The organism is Embleya sp. NPDC025285 (genome assembly GCF_055558835.1).
This window is the reverse complement of the sequence record NZ_JBVHLU010000163.1, coordinates 1-15,825: the sequence shown is the minus strand read 5'-3', so window position 1 is coordinate 15,825 and position 15,825 is coordinate 1. Positions and strand designations below refer to the sequence as shown.

13 protein-coding genes and 1 pseudogene are annotated in these 15,825 nt (G+C 70.2%); 10 read left to right on the top strand and 4 right to left on the bottom strand.

The window, feature by feature from the left end; all coding sequences use genetic code 11:
- The first annotated feature begins 138 nt into the window (after positions 1-138).
- Together ACZ4FV_RS49145 and ACZ4FV_RS49140 are read left to right on the top strand one after the other, a co-directional pair.
- Positions 139-1,482 (top strand): IS630 family transposase, encoded by a 1,344-nt coding sequence (locus tag ACZ4FV_RS49145; RefSeq protein WP_465327799.1) that lies wholly within the window; start codon positions 139-141, stop codon positions 1,480-1,482.
- A 172-nt stretch (positions 1,483-1,654) separates the two neighbouring features.
- Positions 1,655-2,737 carry a hypothetical protein gene (locus ACZ4FV_RS49140; RefSeq protein ID WP_465327797.1) on the top strand — a complete coding sequence of 361 codons (1,083 nt, stop codon included), beginning with the start codon at positions 1,655-1,657 and terminating at the stop codon, positions 2,735-2,737.
- A gap of 342 nt (positions 2,738-3,079) precedes the next feature.
- Here ACZ4FV_RS49140 and ACZ4FV_RS49135 read toward each other — a convergent pair whose 3' ends face one another.
- Both ACZ4FV_RS49135 and ACZ4FV_RS49130 read right to left on the bottom strand, forming a co-directional pair.
- Positions 3,080-3,397 (bottom strand): hypothetical protein, encoded by a 318-nt coding sequence (locus ACZ4FV_RS49135; RefSeq protein WP_465327795.1) that lies wholly within the window; start codon positions 3,395-3,397, stop codon positions 3,080-3,082.
- A gap of 222 nt (positions 3,398-3,619) precedes the next feature.
- Positions 3,620-4,321 (bottom strand): ATP-binding cassette domain-containing protein, encoded by a 702-nt coding sequence (locus ACZ4FV_RS49130; protein ID WP_465327794.1) that lies wholly within the window; start codon positions 4,319-4,321, stop codon positions 3,620-3,622.
- On the opposite strand from ACZ4FV_RS49130, the gene ACZ4FV_RS49125 reads away from it, so the two are divergent.
- Positions 4,313-4,528, top strand: coding sequence for a hypothetical protein (locus tag ACZ4FV_RS49125; RefSeq protein ID WP_465327792.1), 216 nt, complete (start codon positions 4,313-4,315; stop codon positions 4,526-4,528). The genes ACZ4FV_RS49130 and ACZ4FV_RS49125 overlap by 9 nt on opposite strands.
- 155 nt (positions 4,529-4,683) lie before the next feature.
- Here the strand turns inward: ACZ4FV_RS49125 and ACZ4FV_RS49120 are convergent, their stop codons facing one another.
- Positions 4,684-5,331, bottom strand: coding sequence for a hypothetical protein (locus ACZ4FV_RS49120; protein ID WP_465327790.1), 648 nt, complete (start codon positions 5,329-5,331; stop codon positions 4,684-4,686).
- Between the two features lie 522 nt (positions 5,332-5,853).
- On the opposite strand from ACZ4FV_RS49120, the gene ACZ4FV_RS49115 reads away from it, so the two are divergent.
- The 5 genes and pseudogenes from ACZ4FV_RS49115 (at position 5,854) to ACZ4FV_RS49095 (ending at position 13,297) form a co-directional block, all read left to right on the top strand.
- Positions 5,854-8,985 carry an amino acid adenylation domain-containing protein gene (locus ACZ4FV_RS49115; RefSeq protein WP_465327788.1) on the top strand — a complete coding sequence of 1,044 codons (3,132 nt, stop codon included), beginning with the start codon at positions 5,854-5,856 and terminating at the stop codon, positions 8,983-8,985.
- A gap of 25 nt (positions 8,986-9,010) precedes the next feature.
- Positions 9,011-9,334: pseudogene (locus ACZ4FV_RS49110) on the top strand (FAD-dependent oxidoreductase); the annotation flags it as partial.
- A gap of 281 nt (positions 9,335-9,615) precedes the next feature.
- Complete coding sequence (locus tag ACZ4FV_RS49105) at positions 9,616-10,278, top strand: NAD(P)/FAD-dependent oxidoreductase (RefSeq protein ID WP_465327800.1); 663 nt, start codon at positions 9,616-9,618, stop codon at positions 10,276-10,278.
- Between the two features lie 94 nt (positions 10,279-10,372).
- On the top strand, positions 10,373-11,599 hold the full coding sequence (locus ACZ4FV_RS49100) for an aminotransferase class I/II-fold pyridoxal phosphate-dependent enzyme (RefSeq protein WP_465327786.1): 1,227 nt from the start codon (positions 10,373-10,375) through the stop codon (positions 11,597-11,599).
- 63 nt (positions 11,600-11,662) lie between these two features.
- Positions 11,663-13,297, top strand: coding sequence for a thiamine pyrophosphate-dependent enzyme (locus ACZ4FV_RS49095; protein WP_465327784.1), 1,635 nt, complete (start codon positions 11,663-11,665; stop codon positions 13,295-13,297).
- Between the two features lie 234 nt (positions 13,298-13,531).
- Here the strand turns inward: ACZ4FV_RS49095 and ACZ4FV_RS49090 are convergent, their stop codons facing one another.
- Positions 13,532-13,987: a calcium-binding protein gene (locus ACZ4FV_RS49090; RefSeq protein ID WP_465327782.1), complete on the bottom strand. Its 456-nt coding sequence runs from the start codon at positions 13,985-13,987 to the stop codon at positions 13,532-13,534.
- A gap of 177 nt (positions 13,988-14,164) precedes the next feature.
- Between ACZ4FV_RS49090 and ACZ4FV_RS49085 the strand changes: the two genes are divergently transcribed.
- Positions 14,165-14,554, top strand: a complete 390-nt coding sequence (locus tag ACZ4FV_RS49085; RefSeq protein WP_465327781.1) for a hypothetical protein — start codon at positions 14,165-14,167, stop codon at positions 14,552-14,554.
- Between the two features lie 841 nt (positions 14,555-15,395).
- Complete coding sequence (locus ACZ4FV_RS49080; RefSeq protein ID WP_465327779.1) at positions 15,396-15,686, top strand: hypothetical protein; 291 nt, start codon at positions 15,396-15,398, stop codon at positions 15,684-15,686.
- The last annotated feature ends 139 nt before the right edge of the window (positions 15,687-15,825 follow it).

Below are 15,825 nucleotides of genomic sequence, written 5' to 3'. Positions count from 1 at the left end.
GGACCGCAGTTCCTCGATCTCCCCCAGGTTCACACCCACCAGCATGCCGGAAACCGGCCAGTGAGATCAACAGAGCTAACGAAGTACTACTAGTGTGATGCGCCAGAAATCCTGAGGGTTAGTAAGTACCCTGTTGTCATGTCGCATTCGGGGCCTTCTGCTGTGGCGATCACGTTGTCCGAGGCCGAGCGTGTCGAGTTGGTGCGCCGGACGGAATTGCCGCACCGGCGCTCGGCCGAGAAGGCTCGCATCATCCTGGCGTGTGCTGACGGCATGTCGAACGCGGGTGTCGCGCGGCTCGTCGGTGTCCAGGCGAAGACGGTCGGCAAGTGGCGTCGGGCTTTCGCCGCAGAGCGGATGGCCGGGCTTGAGGACGCCGGCTGGATCGGCCGGCCGAAGGCCGACCTGATCCTCGACGATGCCGAGCGCAGGCAACTGCAGCAGTGGGCGCGGCAGGCCAAGACCGCCCAGTTCCTCGCGTTACGGGCCAAGATCGTGCTGCGCTGTGCGGTGGGCGGGACGAATCAGCAGGCCGCGGCCGACCTCGGCATCGACAGGTCGACCGTGGACCGCTGGCGGGCCCGGTTCATCGCAAAACGCCTCGATGGTCTGCAGGACGAGCCGCGCTCGGGCCGGCCGCCTTCGATCCTCCTCGACCAGGTCGAGGAGGTCGTCGTGGCCACCCTGGAGTCACTCCCGGGCCGGGACACGCACTGGTCACGGGCCTCGATGGCCCAGCGCAGCGGCTTGTCGAAGTCGACGATCGGGCGGATCTGGAAGCGGTTCGACCTCAAGCCCCACCTGCAGGACTCCTTCAAGCTGTCCACCGATCCGCAGTTCGTCGCCAAGGTCGTCGACGTCGTCGGCCTCTACCACCACCCGCCCGAGAAGGCGGTCGTGCTCTGCGTCGACGAGAAGAGCCAGATCCAGGCGCTGGACCGGTCCCAGCCGGTGCTGCCGATGATGCCGGGCATGCCCGAACGCCGAACCCACGACTATATGAGGCACGGCATCACCAGCCTGTTCGCCGCCTTCAACATCGCCGACGGCACCGTCATATCGGCACTGCACCGCCGCCACCGGGCGATCGAGTTCAAGAAGTTCCTGATCCGGATCGACAAGGCGGTGCCCACCGGGCTCGACGTCCACCTCGTCTGTGACAACTACGCCACCCACAACACCGCCGAGATCCGGACGTGGCTCGGCAAACACCCCCGATTCCACGTCCACTTCACCCCCACCGGCTCCTCCTGGATGAACCAGGTGGAGCGGTGGTTCGGCCTGCTGACCGACAAACTCATCCGCCGCGGCGTCCACAGGTCCGTGAAGGCCCTGGAGGACGACATCACCGCATGGATCGACACCTGGAACGAAAACCCGCGGCCCTTCACCTGGACCAAGACAGCCGACGAGATCCTCAACTCCCTCGCCGACTACCTCACCAAAGTCGGAACCACCGGCCAGAAAACAGAGCAGAACTAACCCTCAGGATTTCTGGCGCATCACACTAGAGCTGTTCGCCGACGTCCTGCCGGACGACCCCGAGGCACTCTGGGAGCCCACCGGCCCCCGCGACCTCGCGAGCCGCATCGCCGCCGCGTGGCAGGCGGCATACGGAAAGAACGTCGCCATCCCGCATGAGACCCTGGTACACGTGGGGGGTCTGGGTGGCAGGACGGCGGCGGCCACCCTGTGCACGGCGTTCGCGAGCCCCGGCGACGAACCGATGCTGACTACCGACCTGGACCTTCCCCTGCGCGACCGTCACAACGGCGCACGCCCCGCGGATCGGTCGAAATCCCTCGACATGCACTGCCTGATCGAGGACATCGCGAACCTCGTCCCGGTGTTGTGCGCCGAGCTGCCGGCCGGCGACCCGGTCCGATCCGGCATCCCCGCGGTGATCGCGGCTCTTCGGGAGCGGCTCGAACACCCCGGCGTGCTTTTGTTCGCGAGCGCGGACTTCGACGAATCCGTGGTCACGATGAACGGGTTGGAGCAGTTGTTCGGGAAGACGCCTTACGAGGGTCCCGAGCCCTTCCGGCGTCCGTCCGTCGACGACGGGCTCACCGTGGCTTTCCTCAACCCGGCGGAGAAGTACACCAATTGGATTCCGAGGCCGACGGCCTACTTCCGACCGGCCCACCTCGGTGACGACGCCCGTTCGCAGGTCCTGCGCCGGCTCGGCTCGAACAGGGTCACCGGCGTCGTGGCGGTCGACCGCATACGCGGCAGCTACTTCGACGCCATCGCGGAGCGGGTCGCCTCCGACGCCCTGCCCCCCGGCCGATACGAGGCCAATCCCGGCGCGTCCGCGCCGGACCTGGTCGCACAGGTCGCCAAGGAACTGGGCCTGGATGCCGACGCGGCCACGCTGTACCTGCAACTTCTCGTGCTGGAGGCGCCCACCGACGCTCATATCCGGCGCTGGAACCAGTGGAGTCCGGCTCGCCACCGCAAGGCGCGGACCGCATTGGCCGACGCCGACCTCGTCGTCCAGGACAAGCGCACCCGTGCCGGACGCACCCTCTTCCTGCCCGGCGCCTGGGTGGGGGCCGCGACCGGGGCGATCCCGCTGATGGAGGCGTGGAAGGCACATCTTCTCGGGGTCAACCTCACGCCGGGAGGCCACGTGATCACCTCCCGGCCCACCGTCGAACGCACCCTGCCCGATCTGTTTGCCCACGCCTGGTCCCTGACCCGCTCCGGGGAAGGCCCGAAGCTGTCGATCGGCTGATCGGCGAGCCAGGTGCGGAGCTCGCCGGAGCTGATGCGGGCGTTTGCCGCGGCACCGCCGCACCGCCCGGTGGGTTCCACGTCCTGGACACCGGTCGGTTCCGACGCGTGGGGCCCATCCTCGGTGTCGGAGTGCGCGGTGAACGGGCCGCCGTAGCCGTGCACGCCGGGCCCGGGGCGGACGCCGTCCAAGGCGACGCGCGCCGCCGCCGCGTGGGCTCCGTTGCATCAGGCGCACCGACGGCTCGTGACCCGGGTGGTGTTCCAGCGAGCCCGACCGGGACCGGTGCGGCGTAGTTCGTCGACGCGTACGGCGTGTGTGACCCCCGTGCCCGAGCGCGTCCTACCTCTGCGACCGCCGCCGGCTGTTTCCTCGAACGACTACTCCACCGCCCACGGGCCGGGGGATGCGGGCGCGCCGGCGCCGACCACGCCCAGGATGGTGGACGCCGGTACGTATCCGAAAGTGGCGTGAGTCGTGGGAACGTGACGCGTCCCCGCGTACCACCAGCGAACCCGCCGGCACGACACCGTCGTTCGGGGCGCGTACGGCATTGCGCATCTCGGCCGGCACCGGATCGCCGGGCACTGCCGCGACCCGCTTGACCAGCCAGCGCGGATCCCGGTCCGCGCCCAGGGCCGCGGTCGGGTTGCGGAACACGACGACGTCCCCCCCGGCGCACCGGCGCGGTGCGGTAGACCAGGACGCGGTCGCCGTCGGCGAAGTTCGGTGCCATGCTCGTGCCGGTCACTCGGACGAGTGCCAGGCGCGAGCGCAACGCGCGTACCCCGGCGAGCACCGAAATCGCCGCCGCGACAACGGCCGACACCACCATGCCGCCCGGCGCCGCCCGCGCGCTCGTTGTCTCGCGTCCCCTCCCGGTCACCGCGTCTCCTCGACGATCGTCGGTCCCGCGGGGCCCGCGTACCCGGCGGCCTGGACCGCGAACAGTCGGGCGTAGTGCCCCTCGGGCAACGCCATCAGCTCTTCGTGGCAGCCCAGTTCGACGATGCGGCCGTTGTCGAGCACCGCGATCGTGTCGGCGTCGCGCAGGGCGCCGAGGCGGTGCGACACGAGCAGGCTCATTCGACCCCGTCGATGCCGGCGCAGCGTGCGGTGCACCCGATGTTCGGCCTCCGGGTCCAGACCGGCGCTCGGTTCGTCGAGGATGAGCAGGTCGCTGTCTCGGCGCATCAGCGAGCGGGCCAGCGCGACCCGCTGCCACTGCCCGCCCGAGAGCGTGATGCCGCCCCTGGCGTCGTCCTCGTCGCGGTGGACGCGGCTGTGCTGGGTGTCGTATCCGTCGGGAAGGCGCGCGAGGTCGGCGTCGATGCCGGCGAGGTGCGCGCTCTCGCGCACCCGTTCGCGGTTCTCGCGGTGGGCGATGTCGCCGACGCCGATGTTCTCGGCGGCGGTCAGGTCGTACGCCATGTAGTCCTGGAAGGTCGCGCCGACGCGGCGGCGCAGTTCGACCACGCTCATCGTGCGGATGTCGACACCGTCCCACCGGATCGTGCCGCGTTCGGGGTCGTAGAACCGACACAGCAGCGCGAGAGCGGTCGCAACGTGCTCGCCGTGCTGCACGGCGACGCCGCGGCGACCCGCGCACAGGTGGCGGCCCTTCGCGACATCGCTCGCGTCGTGGTCGAGGCGTCATCCGAACGCCCGCTGGGTACCGCCTTCGCGATCACGGGGTATCCGGCGTTCGGCTTGGTCGACGCGCACGGGACGGTGACCGCGACGGGCCTCGACCCCGAACGACTCACCGCGCCCGCCCGCTCGACGGCCTGACCGGACCCGACCCCGGCGCCGGATCCGGGGCAGCGGTACCCCGGACCCGACGGAAGGCGCCCGTGGCGTCGCCCTCGGCCACCGTCTTCCGGCCGCCGAATGCTCTGCGATCGCACGCCGCGCCGCGATCGTGCCCCGGGCGGTGTCGTCCGGGGTCACTTGTCGTGCACAAAACCCCAGTAGTCGGCGACGATCGAGTCGAGTTGGCGGGCGGCCTCGAGGATGTCCTCGGGGTCCTCGCCGTGCTCCAGCCCGTAGGCGATCGTCTCGGCGGACTTGTCGACGAACTCCGGGGACGGTTCGCTTCCCCACCACTCCATGTACTCGATGAGCGGTACCGGTATGTTGCCCAACTTGCGGGCCGCAGATGCGATTTGACCGTAGAGCGGACACCAGACGGCGAGGTCGCTGTGCACGTACAGCGCCACCCCGCCGGGCTTGCCGAGCATGCCCGGCGCGATCAGACTGCCGACGGCGCGGGCCAGGCGTCCGCTGGTGGCGACGGAGAATTCCTCGGGCCGCAGGTCGACCGACCGAGCCGCCTCGGCCAGCAACAGGCGTGCCTGCGCCAGGGTCTGCACGACGAGGGCGAAGAGGTTCAAAGGCGCGTCGTCGTGGTGGCGTGCGACCAGGAGTCCGTAGGTGACCAGTTCGGCCTCCTGGCAGTTGAACTCCGCGATCACCAGGCGCCGGAGCAGTTCCCGGTCCACGTCTCCGGCGCGTACGCGTGCGACGGTCTCGTTGCCCTCGATGCAGCGTTCGACATCGGGTCGCATGGTTTCGATCAACTGTTCGACATTCATCATGGTCCTTTCGGGGCCAGCGCCCGGCGATGATCCTTTTCGGAAATCTTGAAAACGAAAGGAGTCGCCGAGGCCTATCCGTGGATCGGCTCCCGGATCGGTCCGAATATGGCGATCTCCTTCGCCGGGGCGGCTACCCGGCCGCAACGATACCAATCGAACGCCGGACATTCGATTGCAAGAAATGCGACGCCGACAGGACGCGTTCCACTTTTGTTTCGACGCGAAGCCGCCTGCCACGGATTCGATGTGTTCCGCGCGCCACGATTGCACCTATAACCGCAGGTCAGTGATCAGATCGATATCTGATCACATATTTCTCGAAGCGTCGCGCCGGCTTGATTCCGATGATCGAAGCCATGAAATGGAGCACGCGAGTGAAGGGAGTGGCTGGAGAACCGCCAGAGTTGTTCCCGAGGGCTGGTCCCAAGAATTTTCGGACAATATTCGCCGAAAATGCATCGGATCTGGAAAACGGTGAAGACGTTTCAGCGACCCTCCACCAAGAGACGGGAATCCCCCATGTCAGCCCCCGATCGGGACGACACTTCGCGCGCGCGCCATGTGGCCGTGGTGCGCGAGATCAACAATGTGCACACCGACTATCCGCGCGAGGCGACCGTGCACGAACTGTTCGCCCGCCAGGCGGAGCGCACCCCGGACGCACCCGCGATCGTGCGCGGCGATCGTCGCCTGACCTATCGCGAACTGCACGCGGACGTGGAGCGGTTGTCCGACCGACTGGTCGCCGAGGGCGTACGGCAGGGCGACGTGGTGGCGGTGCTGTTGCCGCGGTCGATCGAGTGCGTCACCGCGGTCCTGGGCGTGCTGAGCGCCGGCGCGGCCTATCTGCCCCTGGACCCGGACTACCCCGAACGCCGCTTGACCCAGACCCTCGCCGACGCGGAGGTGCGGCTCGCGATCAGCGACGAGAGCCACCGCGCGTCGCTGGACGACCTGGTCGATGGCCCGGCCGTGGTGGACGTGCACGACCTGCCGGAGTCCACCGGCGCCGCACGCTCGGTCCGGGTCGGGCCCGACGACCCCGCCTATGTCATCTACACCTCCGGCTCCACCGGCGCGCCCAAGGGCGTGGTCGTCTCGCACCGGGGACAGGTCCGACTGGCGCGCGAGGGCGACCCGCGCCTGCGCCTGTCGTCGCGCGACGTGCTGTTGGCCACCACCAATCCGACGTTCGACGTCTCCTGCTTCGAGATGTTCGCCGCCCTGCTCAACGGGGCGTGCCTGGTCGTGGCGGAAGTCGACGCGCTCCTGGATGCCGACTCGCTGGCGGAGGTGTTGCGCGCGGAGCACGTGACGGTCATGTGGCTGAGCGCGGGCCTGTTCCATCAGATGGCCATGGTGCGTCCGGCGATGTTCGCCGGTCTGCGCATGCTGATCGCGGGCGGCGACGCGCTCTCGCCGGAAGCGGTGCGCCGTGTCCTGGCCGAGGGCCCTCCCGGGGCGCTGCTCAACGGCTACGGCCCCACCGAGAACGCGTCGCTGTCCACCGTGCACGTGATCACCGAACTCGCCCCGGACGCCCGGACGGTGCCGATCGGCACGCCGGTGGCCAACTCCACCGCGTACGTGCTCACGTCCGACGGCGAACTCGCCGACGCGGGCGAGAGCGGCGAACTGTGGGTCGGCGGCGACGGCGTGGCGCTGGAATACCTCGGCAGGCCGAAAGCGACCGAGGACCACTTCGTGAAGGATCCCTTCACCCCGGACGCCTCCGGGCGGCTGTACCGCACCGGGGACCTGGCCCGGTGGCGCGAGGACGGGGTCCTGGAATTCCTCGGACGGCGCGACCGGCAGGTCAAGGTCCGCGGCTACCGGATCGAACTCGACGAGATCGAGGCGCACCTGACCCAGCACGACGACGTGCGCGAGGCGGCGGTGGTCGCCTCGCACGAGGGCGACCGGGAATCGCTGATCGCCTGGGTGACCGCGGTCGAGGGAGCCGACGCCGACGAACTGCCCGGGGAATTGCGCGACTACCTGCGTGACCGGCTGCCCGAGTACATGGTGCCGCGGCCGATCCTGGTGCGCTCCTCGTTGCCGCTGGCCGACTCGGGCAAGCTCGACCGGCGGCGGCTGCTGTGCGAGGCGCAGGAGCAGGCCGAGGCCGACCGTGCCGAGGGTCCGGATCCGCGCACACCCGTGGAGAAGGCGACGGCCGAGGTGTGGTCGGAGGTCGTCGGGGTCGAGACCATCGGCCGCGACACGGACTTCTTCGCCCTGGGCGGGAACTCGCTCCAGGCGACTCGCGTCGCGGCGGCCTGTCGTGCCCGTTTCGACCTCGATCCCGGGCACAGCCGGTTCCTGATCCGCGTCCTGCTCGACAACCCGACGCTGGGCGCGTTCGCCGCACGTGTCGCGTCACTGATCGAGGACCCGGGGCAGGACACCGCCGAGGACGCGGTGGACTTCGAGGCGGAGGCGCGGTTGGACCCCGATCGGCGTTTTCCCTCCGCGCAGGAACCCCCCGCCACCGGCCGACTGGTCTTCCTCACCGGCGCCACCGGGTTCCTGGGCACCTACCTGCTCGACGCCCTGCTCGACGACGGAGTCGCCGAGAAGGTCGTGTGCCTGGTCCGGGCGCCGACCGAAGACCGGGGCCGGCGCCGACTGGCCGCGCGCATGCGTCGCTACGGACTCGACCCAAGCCGCCTGGACGAACGCGTCACCATCGTGCTCGGCGACCTGAAGCGCCCGCGGTTCGGCCTCGACGAAGCCGCGTTCGACGCGCTGAGCGCGTCGGTCGACACCATCCTGCACGCCGGTTCGCAGGTGAACTTCGCCTACCCCTACGCGGCACTGCGCGAGAGCAACGTAGGCGGCACCCGTACCGTGCTGGATCTCGCCTCGCGCGGCACCGCCAAGATCCTGCACTACGTGTCCACCATCGCGGTGATCGCCGGCTTCGGCGTCTCCGGCGTCGACCGGGTGGAAGAGGACGAACCGCTGCGCTTCGGCGACCGGATCTCGCTGGGCTACCCCGAGAGCAAGTGGGTCGCCGAGCGGCTGGTGGCCCAGGCCGCGCAACAGGGCCTCGCGACGGCCGTGTACCGCCCCTACGAGATCACCGGAACCACCGACGAAGGCATCTGGAACACCGACACGATGATGTGCGCGCTGTTCCGCAGTATCGCCGAGACGGGCCTGGCCCCCGACATCCCGCTGCCGCTGGACTTCGTACCCGTCGACTACACCGCACGCGCCATCGTGCACATCCTGGCCCGACAGGCCGCGTGGGGACACGCCTACAACATCGCCAACCCGCACGACGCGCGCCTTGGCGCGTTGGTGGAGCGGCTGCGGGCGATGGGCTACCCCATTCGCACCGTCTCCTACGACGAATGGGTCTCGTACATGGCGGCCCTGACCGCGCGCGATCCCGACCAGCCGATGGCGCCGTTCATGCCGATGTTCCTGGAGTCCGCGCACGACGCGGACATCTCGGTGAAGGAGATGTACTTCGCCGGCACCTTCCCGGACTTCGGCCGCGCCAATCTCGACGAGGCCTTGGCCGACTCGGGATTGACCTGCCCTCCGGTCGACGCCGACCTGCTGGACATGTACCTGCGCTACTTCGTCTCGTCCGGCTTCCTGCGACCGCCCGAGCACCCGGATCGACCGCACGCGCACTGACCGCATCCGACGCAGGGAGAAGAACATGCGCATCGCCGTCATCGGCGCGGGCATCGCCGGGTTGACCGCCGCCTGGCTGCTCGACGAGGAACATCGCGTCACCGTCCACGAGGCCGCCGACCGGGTCGGCGGCAACATCCACACGATCCCCGTCAAGGGCGTCGGTGACGGTGCCCTGCCCGTCGACCTCGGCGCCCAACTGCTGTCCCCCACCGCATACCCCTGTCACACCGCCCTGCGCCGGTCCCTGGGGCTGGCGGCCGACCACACCCTGAACGTCCCGATGACCGCCACGTTCGCGCGGGCGGGACGCGCGACGCCGACGTTAGTCACCGCCGACTCCCCGGCGGACGAGGCCGCCGGCCGTACACCGGTGAGCGGCCCGGCCGCGGCGACGTTCGCGACCCTGCTCGCCGACGTGGCCCGCCTCGACGCCGAGAACGGCCCCGCCACCACCACGGTCGCCGAACTGGCCGCCGCGCTGCCGCCCGACGAGGTACGGGGCACCTTTCTGGCCTGGTGCGCCTCTCTCGTCGGCTGCACGCTCGACCAGGCCGCCGAGATCCCCGCCCGGGCGCTCGCCGTCTGGACCACCGGAGCCTCCCCCGAACACCCCGACGCCGCACCCGTGTGGCATCTGCTCGCCACCGGACTGGGAGAGGTCGCCACCCGGATCGCCGCTCGCTCCACACCGCCGTCCGCGTCGGCACACCCGCGCACTCGATCGAGATCCGGGACGGCCGTCCGTACCTGCACGACGCCACCGGAACCACCGACTACGACGCGATCGTCGTGGCGACACCGGCCCCGCAAGCCCACGATCTGCTCCGGCGCTGCCCCGATCTCCGGGCCCCGGCAACCCATTTGGCGTCGTACGAGTACGTCCCCACGACCGTGGTCCTGCATCGCGACCCCGTCCACATGCCCCCCGACCCGGCGCACTGGTCCACCACCTGCGTCACCGTGGACGACCCGTGGGCCGAGAGCACGGTATGGCTGGGCCCGATCCTGGGCACCGACGTCTTCAAGAGCTGGGTCACCCACCGCGACGAGCCGCAGGACGTCCTCGCCCGCGCCGAATACCGACAACTTCGCCCCACCGTCGCCGGAGCGTTGGCGACCCACGCGCTCGCGGCCCATCAGGGCCGCCACGGCGTGTACTTCGCGGGCAGCCACCTCGCGACCGCCGACAGCCAGGAGGGAGCGGTGCGCTCGGCGATCGACGCGGTGCGCCCACTGATCTCCACCGCGGGTCGGTACGCCCTGCTCACCGCCGGTGCCGCCCGACACTGACCGGCCCTCTCGCGCGGCGCCGACACGGCGTCGACGCGCGGGCCCGTCGGCGGTGGACGCCACCGGGCCCGCGCACATCCCCAGGAATCCCACCATGGCTCTGAAGACCGCCGCCCGTATCTCCACCATCTCCTACGACATCCGCGGTCCGCTGGCCGCTCTCGCCGACGAACTCGAAGGGCAGGGGCGCGACATCATCCGCCTCCACCTGGGCGACCCGGCGGAACACGGCGTCGCCGCGCCGGCGGCCGTGCTCGACGCCGTGCGGCGCGACCTCGACGCCTCGTGCGGATACGCCCACTCCCAGGGCATACCGCAGGCCCGAGACGCGGTCACCGCCTACTACCAGGACCGCGGAATCGACGCCATCGACCCCGACGACGTCACCCTGGGCAACGGCGTCTCGGAACTCGTCCAGGTCGCCCTGCACGCCCTGCTCGACCCCGGCGACCAAGTCCTGCTGCCGGCCCCGGGATACCCGCTGTGGGCCGCGGCCGTGACCCTGGCCGGCGGAACACCGGTGCACTACCGCTGCGACGAAGAGGCCGACTGGATCCCCGATCTCGCCGACCTGCGCGCCCGGACCGGCCCGCGGACGGTGGCGCTCGTCGTCAACTCGCCTCACAACCCCACCGGCGCGGTGTGGCCCGCCCCCGTACTCCGAGCCATGGTCCAACACGCCCGCGCACACGACCTGACGCTGCTGTCCGACGAGATCTACGCCCACATCCTCTACGACGCTTCGCACACCATCCTTGCCGGCCTCGCGCCCGACCTGGCCTGCCTCACCTTCGGCGGCCTGTCCAAGACTCACCGGGTGCCCGGATTCCGCGTCGGCTGGATGCTGCTCACCGGCCCACGCCGACACACCGCCGAATACGCGCGCGCACTCCACCTGATCGCGTCGCTGCGCCTGTGCCCCAACGTGCCCGCGCAACACGCGATCGTGCCCGCGCTGCGCGACATCGAGCGGACCGAGATGGAGCTGACCGGGCCCGGCGGTGTGCTGCGCGAACGACACCGGAGTGCGTGGCGGGCGCTACGCGGGCTGCCCGATGTTGGCTGCGTCCGACCGCGAGGCGCGTTCTACCTCTTCCCCCGCCTGCCGCCGGGCCGCCGAGACGAGCCGTTCGTCCACGAACTCCTTTGCACGCAAGGGGTGTTGGTCGCCCCCGGCAGCGGCCTGCACCACCCGAAGGGGGACCACCTCCGGTTGACGAGCCTGGCCGAGTCCGCCCGCTTCGCCGAAGCCGTCACCCGGATCGGCCGCCAACTCGACTCCCCGAGCGGGTCGCCGACGACCCGCTCGTCCCGCCGGTAGGACGCGGAACGAGTCCGCCGACACACGGATACATCCGCACCCGCACGCCTTCGGAGGAGCCCCATGCCACAGGACCGTTTCGTCGACCCGACCGGTGCCGAACTCGTTTGCCGGATTCTCGTGGACGAGGGAGTGACCCACGTCTTCGGTAATCCGGGCACCACCGAGATCCCGTTCGTCCGGGCCCTGGCCCGGCGCGACGACATCGAGTACGTGCTCGGCCTGCAGGAGGCGACGGTGGTCGCGATGGCCGACGGCCTGGCCCGCCTGAGCGGACGCCCGGCATTCGTCAGCCTCCACGCCGCAGCCGGACTCGGCAACGGCATCGGCGCCCTGACCAACGCGGCGGCGGCCCATGTACCCATGGTCGTCACCGCCGGGCAGCAGGACCAGCGCCACCTGTTGAGCGGGCCCGTCCTGGCCGGGGACCTCGCCGGACTGGCCGAGCCCACCGTCAAATGGGCGCACGAGGTCCGTACTCGCGCGGAGGTGGGGCCGTCGCTGCGCCGCGCGTTCCGCCTCGCGCTGAGCCCCCCGACCGGCCCGGTGTTCCTGTCCCTGCCGATGAACCTCTTGGACGAGCGCGGCCCCTGCGTACCCGAACGCACCCCCGCGGGCGTCCGCGGCGCGGCCCCGGTCGAAGAGCTGACCGGTCTCCTTGCCCGGACACCGGCGCACGAGATCGCCCTCGTCTACGGCGACGAAGTCGCCCGCTCGGCCCCGGACGAGGGCATCGCCCTCGCCGAAGCCCTGCGGGCGCCGGTGTGGGGGGCCAGTTGGCCGTCCGCCAATCCCTTTCCCACCACCCATGCCCTGTGGCGCGGATACCTGCCGCCCACCGCCTCGGGCATCCACGAGACGCTGTCGGACCGCCCGCTGGTCCTGGTGCTCGGCGCGCGGGCCTTCCTCGCCTATTTCCCCTACGCCCCGGGACCCGTGACCGACGCGGACACCCGGGTCGTCCAGATCAGCGCCGAACCCGACGACGCCGGTCGCACCACGCCCGTGGAGTTGGCTCTGCACGGGGACCTGCGCGCCACGATCGCACGCCTGTCGACCGCCCTGACCGACCGCCCGTGCTCCGCCGACGAGCCGGCGCCCGCCGGTCCGGAGGCGGCGGCCGAGCAGGCCGGCTCCGACGGGCCGCTCGACGCGCGCTCCGTCGCCCACACCCTGGCCGCCACGCTGCCCGACGACGCCGTGGTCCTGGACGAGGCCCCCGTGACGACCGACGACCTGCGCCAGGCGCTGCGCCTGCGCCGACCCAACCGCTACCAGTGGGTCGCCGGCGGCCTGGGCTGGGCCATGCCGGCGGCCGTCGGCGCGGCGATGGCGCCGGCACGTAAGGGAAAGCGGGTGTTGTGCGTCGTGGGCGACGGGTCCGCCCTGTACTCGCCGCAGGCACTGTGGACCGCCGCCCGACACCGGCTGCCGATCACCTACGTGGTCGTCAACAACCGCGAATACCACGTCCTGAAAGACAATTGGCAGATCCACACCCCCGGCGACCACGACTACCTGGCCCTGGACCTCGACCACCCCGGCATCGACTTCGTCACCCTCGCCCGGTCCATGGGCGTCGAAGCCCGGTCCGTCACCAACGGCGAGGAGCTGCGCCGCGCCCTGCTCGACAGTCACCGACGCGAGGGCCCGTTTCTCGTCGAGGTACGGCTCGTGACCCAGCGCGCCCGACCGTAGGGACCGCCACCGATCCCGGGCGATCCGGTGTCACGGCCCCTCGGGCCGTGTCCTTCGTCGCGACGCGGACCCCACCGTCCCAGGGGCAGCCGCCAGCGTCGATCCACTCCCGGGGCGGTCGTCGAGGATCGTCCGGACGTGGTGCCCAAGCGCCGGGTGGGCGGCGCGCGCGGCGTGCGGATGTGCCGGGCGGAGGGGTACGTGGTTCCGGCCGCCCGGCGGGTGTGCGTGGGCTCAGGGGAGTTCGCAGTCGACGCGGGTTCCGCCGCCGGCGCCGACGTCGCATCGATCGATGCCCAATCCGCCGTTGAGCGTGTCCAGGCCGCCATCGCCGTGGAGTTCCTCGTTGCCCGATCCGCCGATCAGGGTGTCGTTGCCCTCGCCGCCCAGGATCAAGTCATTGCCCGCGCCGCCGTCCAGGTTGTTGGCGATGGCGGAACCGACGAAGGCGTCGCCGTAGGGACCGCCTTCCAGGTCCTCGACGTCGGAGCGGATGTCGATGCTCTGGTATCCCTCCTGCCCGTCGTTGCGTACGTCGTCCAGTGTGACCGACACCGGACCGGTCGCGGCGGCGAAGTTGACCACGTCCTTGCCGGGGCCGCCCGAGATGTCGCGCGCGGTGCCGGTTGGGGTATAGCTGATGATGATCCGGTCGTTCCCCAGCCCGGCCTGCACGTTCGCACTCTCCATGACACGAATGGTGTCGTTTCCGGCGTCTCCGAGGGCCGTGCAGCCGGACACCCGGATCGTGTCGTCACCCGCGGCGCCGTTCGCCTTGCACACGTCCGTGGACCAGGTCCAAACTGGATGTCCAGTGAGTCGTTCTTGTCGCCGGCATCGATCTCCAGGCTCGTCCAGTCGGTCTCCATGTGGCATCTCACCTTGTGGTCGGTGTACTTCGTGCAGCCGTCGCCGACCACCATCGAGGTGGCCAGTTCCTCCACCACCAGGAACTCGTCCGGTTCCCCGGAGGTGCGGATGTCGTTCACCGCGCCCGGCGAGGCGATCACGTGCACCACGTCGTTCTCCTGGTACACCAGCGTGGGGCCCGCCAGCGCGGCCGCGGGTGCCGCCGCGGCGACGACGGTGGTGCCGGCCGTGCCGCCCGCCACCACGAGCAACACGGCCGTGAGCTGTGCGAACCAACGTTTCACCGACATGCGCGTCCCTCTCCTTCGGATCGTGACGACACGCACGCGCCCGACCGGGACACGGGCGCGCCGCCGCTCACCGCCGCGCGCCCCCATTGCCGAATGACGTCGTGGTCGACGTGCGATCGGGGAACAGGCGAACAGGGAACGCGAGGGAACGCGGCGGAGCGGGCGGAGCGCCCGCCGGCACCAAGCGTCCTCTCCCGACCGGGCCCACGACAGGACGCGTTCCGGCCGAATCACGCCCGCCCGTCGACCGGGCCCGACTCGCCCGAAGCGCCGCGACATCCGCCGTACAAAACGCCCTTACCGACCCGCCGGCGCCCCCGCGCATCCCGTCGACCCGAGCCGGCCACGAACTGTTTCCGCCTCGGGACCCACCCGTACATCCACCCGACACCACGGAGCCACCGACAACGCCGGCCCAAAGCACCCCGTCACCGTGTTCCCGGCCCAACAGGCACACGGGCAACGGCTCGACGATCGCACGCTCGCTCCGCGGTTGGGCTCGGCTGCGGCCGCGGAACACCTCGCGGGCCGGCGATTGCACGGCCTCGTATTGAGCCGCCTTTGTTGTGGCGTGCCCAAGAAGGTGGAGGAGATCGCGAGTCGACGGTCGGGCGTGCCCCAGGACTCGGTCTTCCCCGACGGTCGCCCCGACGAGCCGTGGTCACCTCAGCTTGTCTTTTAACCTGTAGGGGCCTTCGTTGCTCAACTCGCATACTGGTCCCATGAGTCCGATCTCCGCACACCATCGGTTTCGGGATCCACGGAGCACGAAGTACGACTTCCTCACGTCCGTTCTCGTGCGCTGCCCCAACTGCGACAAGGCCGCGCACGTCGTACCGGGACCGGAGCTGGTCGGAGTACTCGATCCGGACCTCTTTTCGCCAAGACGTCTGGTCTGCCGGAACTGCGGGACTGCGATGAAGCGGGGCCGCGGATCCGTGGCCTTGCACCGGGACCCGAACGAACCGGCGACCGACCCCTATTTCGGCGTCCGCCTGTGGCTGCAGACCGAAACCCGGCACGGGTGGATATGGGCCTACGACCTGGAACACCTGGACCTGATCAAACGATTCGTGCAGGCGTCGCTGCGCGAGGGGATTCCCTGGCGCGATCACGGCCGGAATATGACCGTAGTGGCCCGCCTGCCTGCATGGATGCAGCAGGCCAGGAACCGCGAGGAGGTACTGCGGGCCATCGCCCGCATCCACACCTCACTGCTCCGGAGCTGACCCAGGAACGCTGAGGAAGCCGTTACGCTCTACCGCGCTCTGAGCTACTGAGGTTTCCGAGTCCGATTGACGGTGTGTCAAATGAGGGCATACCCGTTGTATGGGGAGCTTGGGGATGACCCCGGTGGAGCGGGAGCGC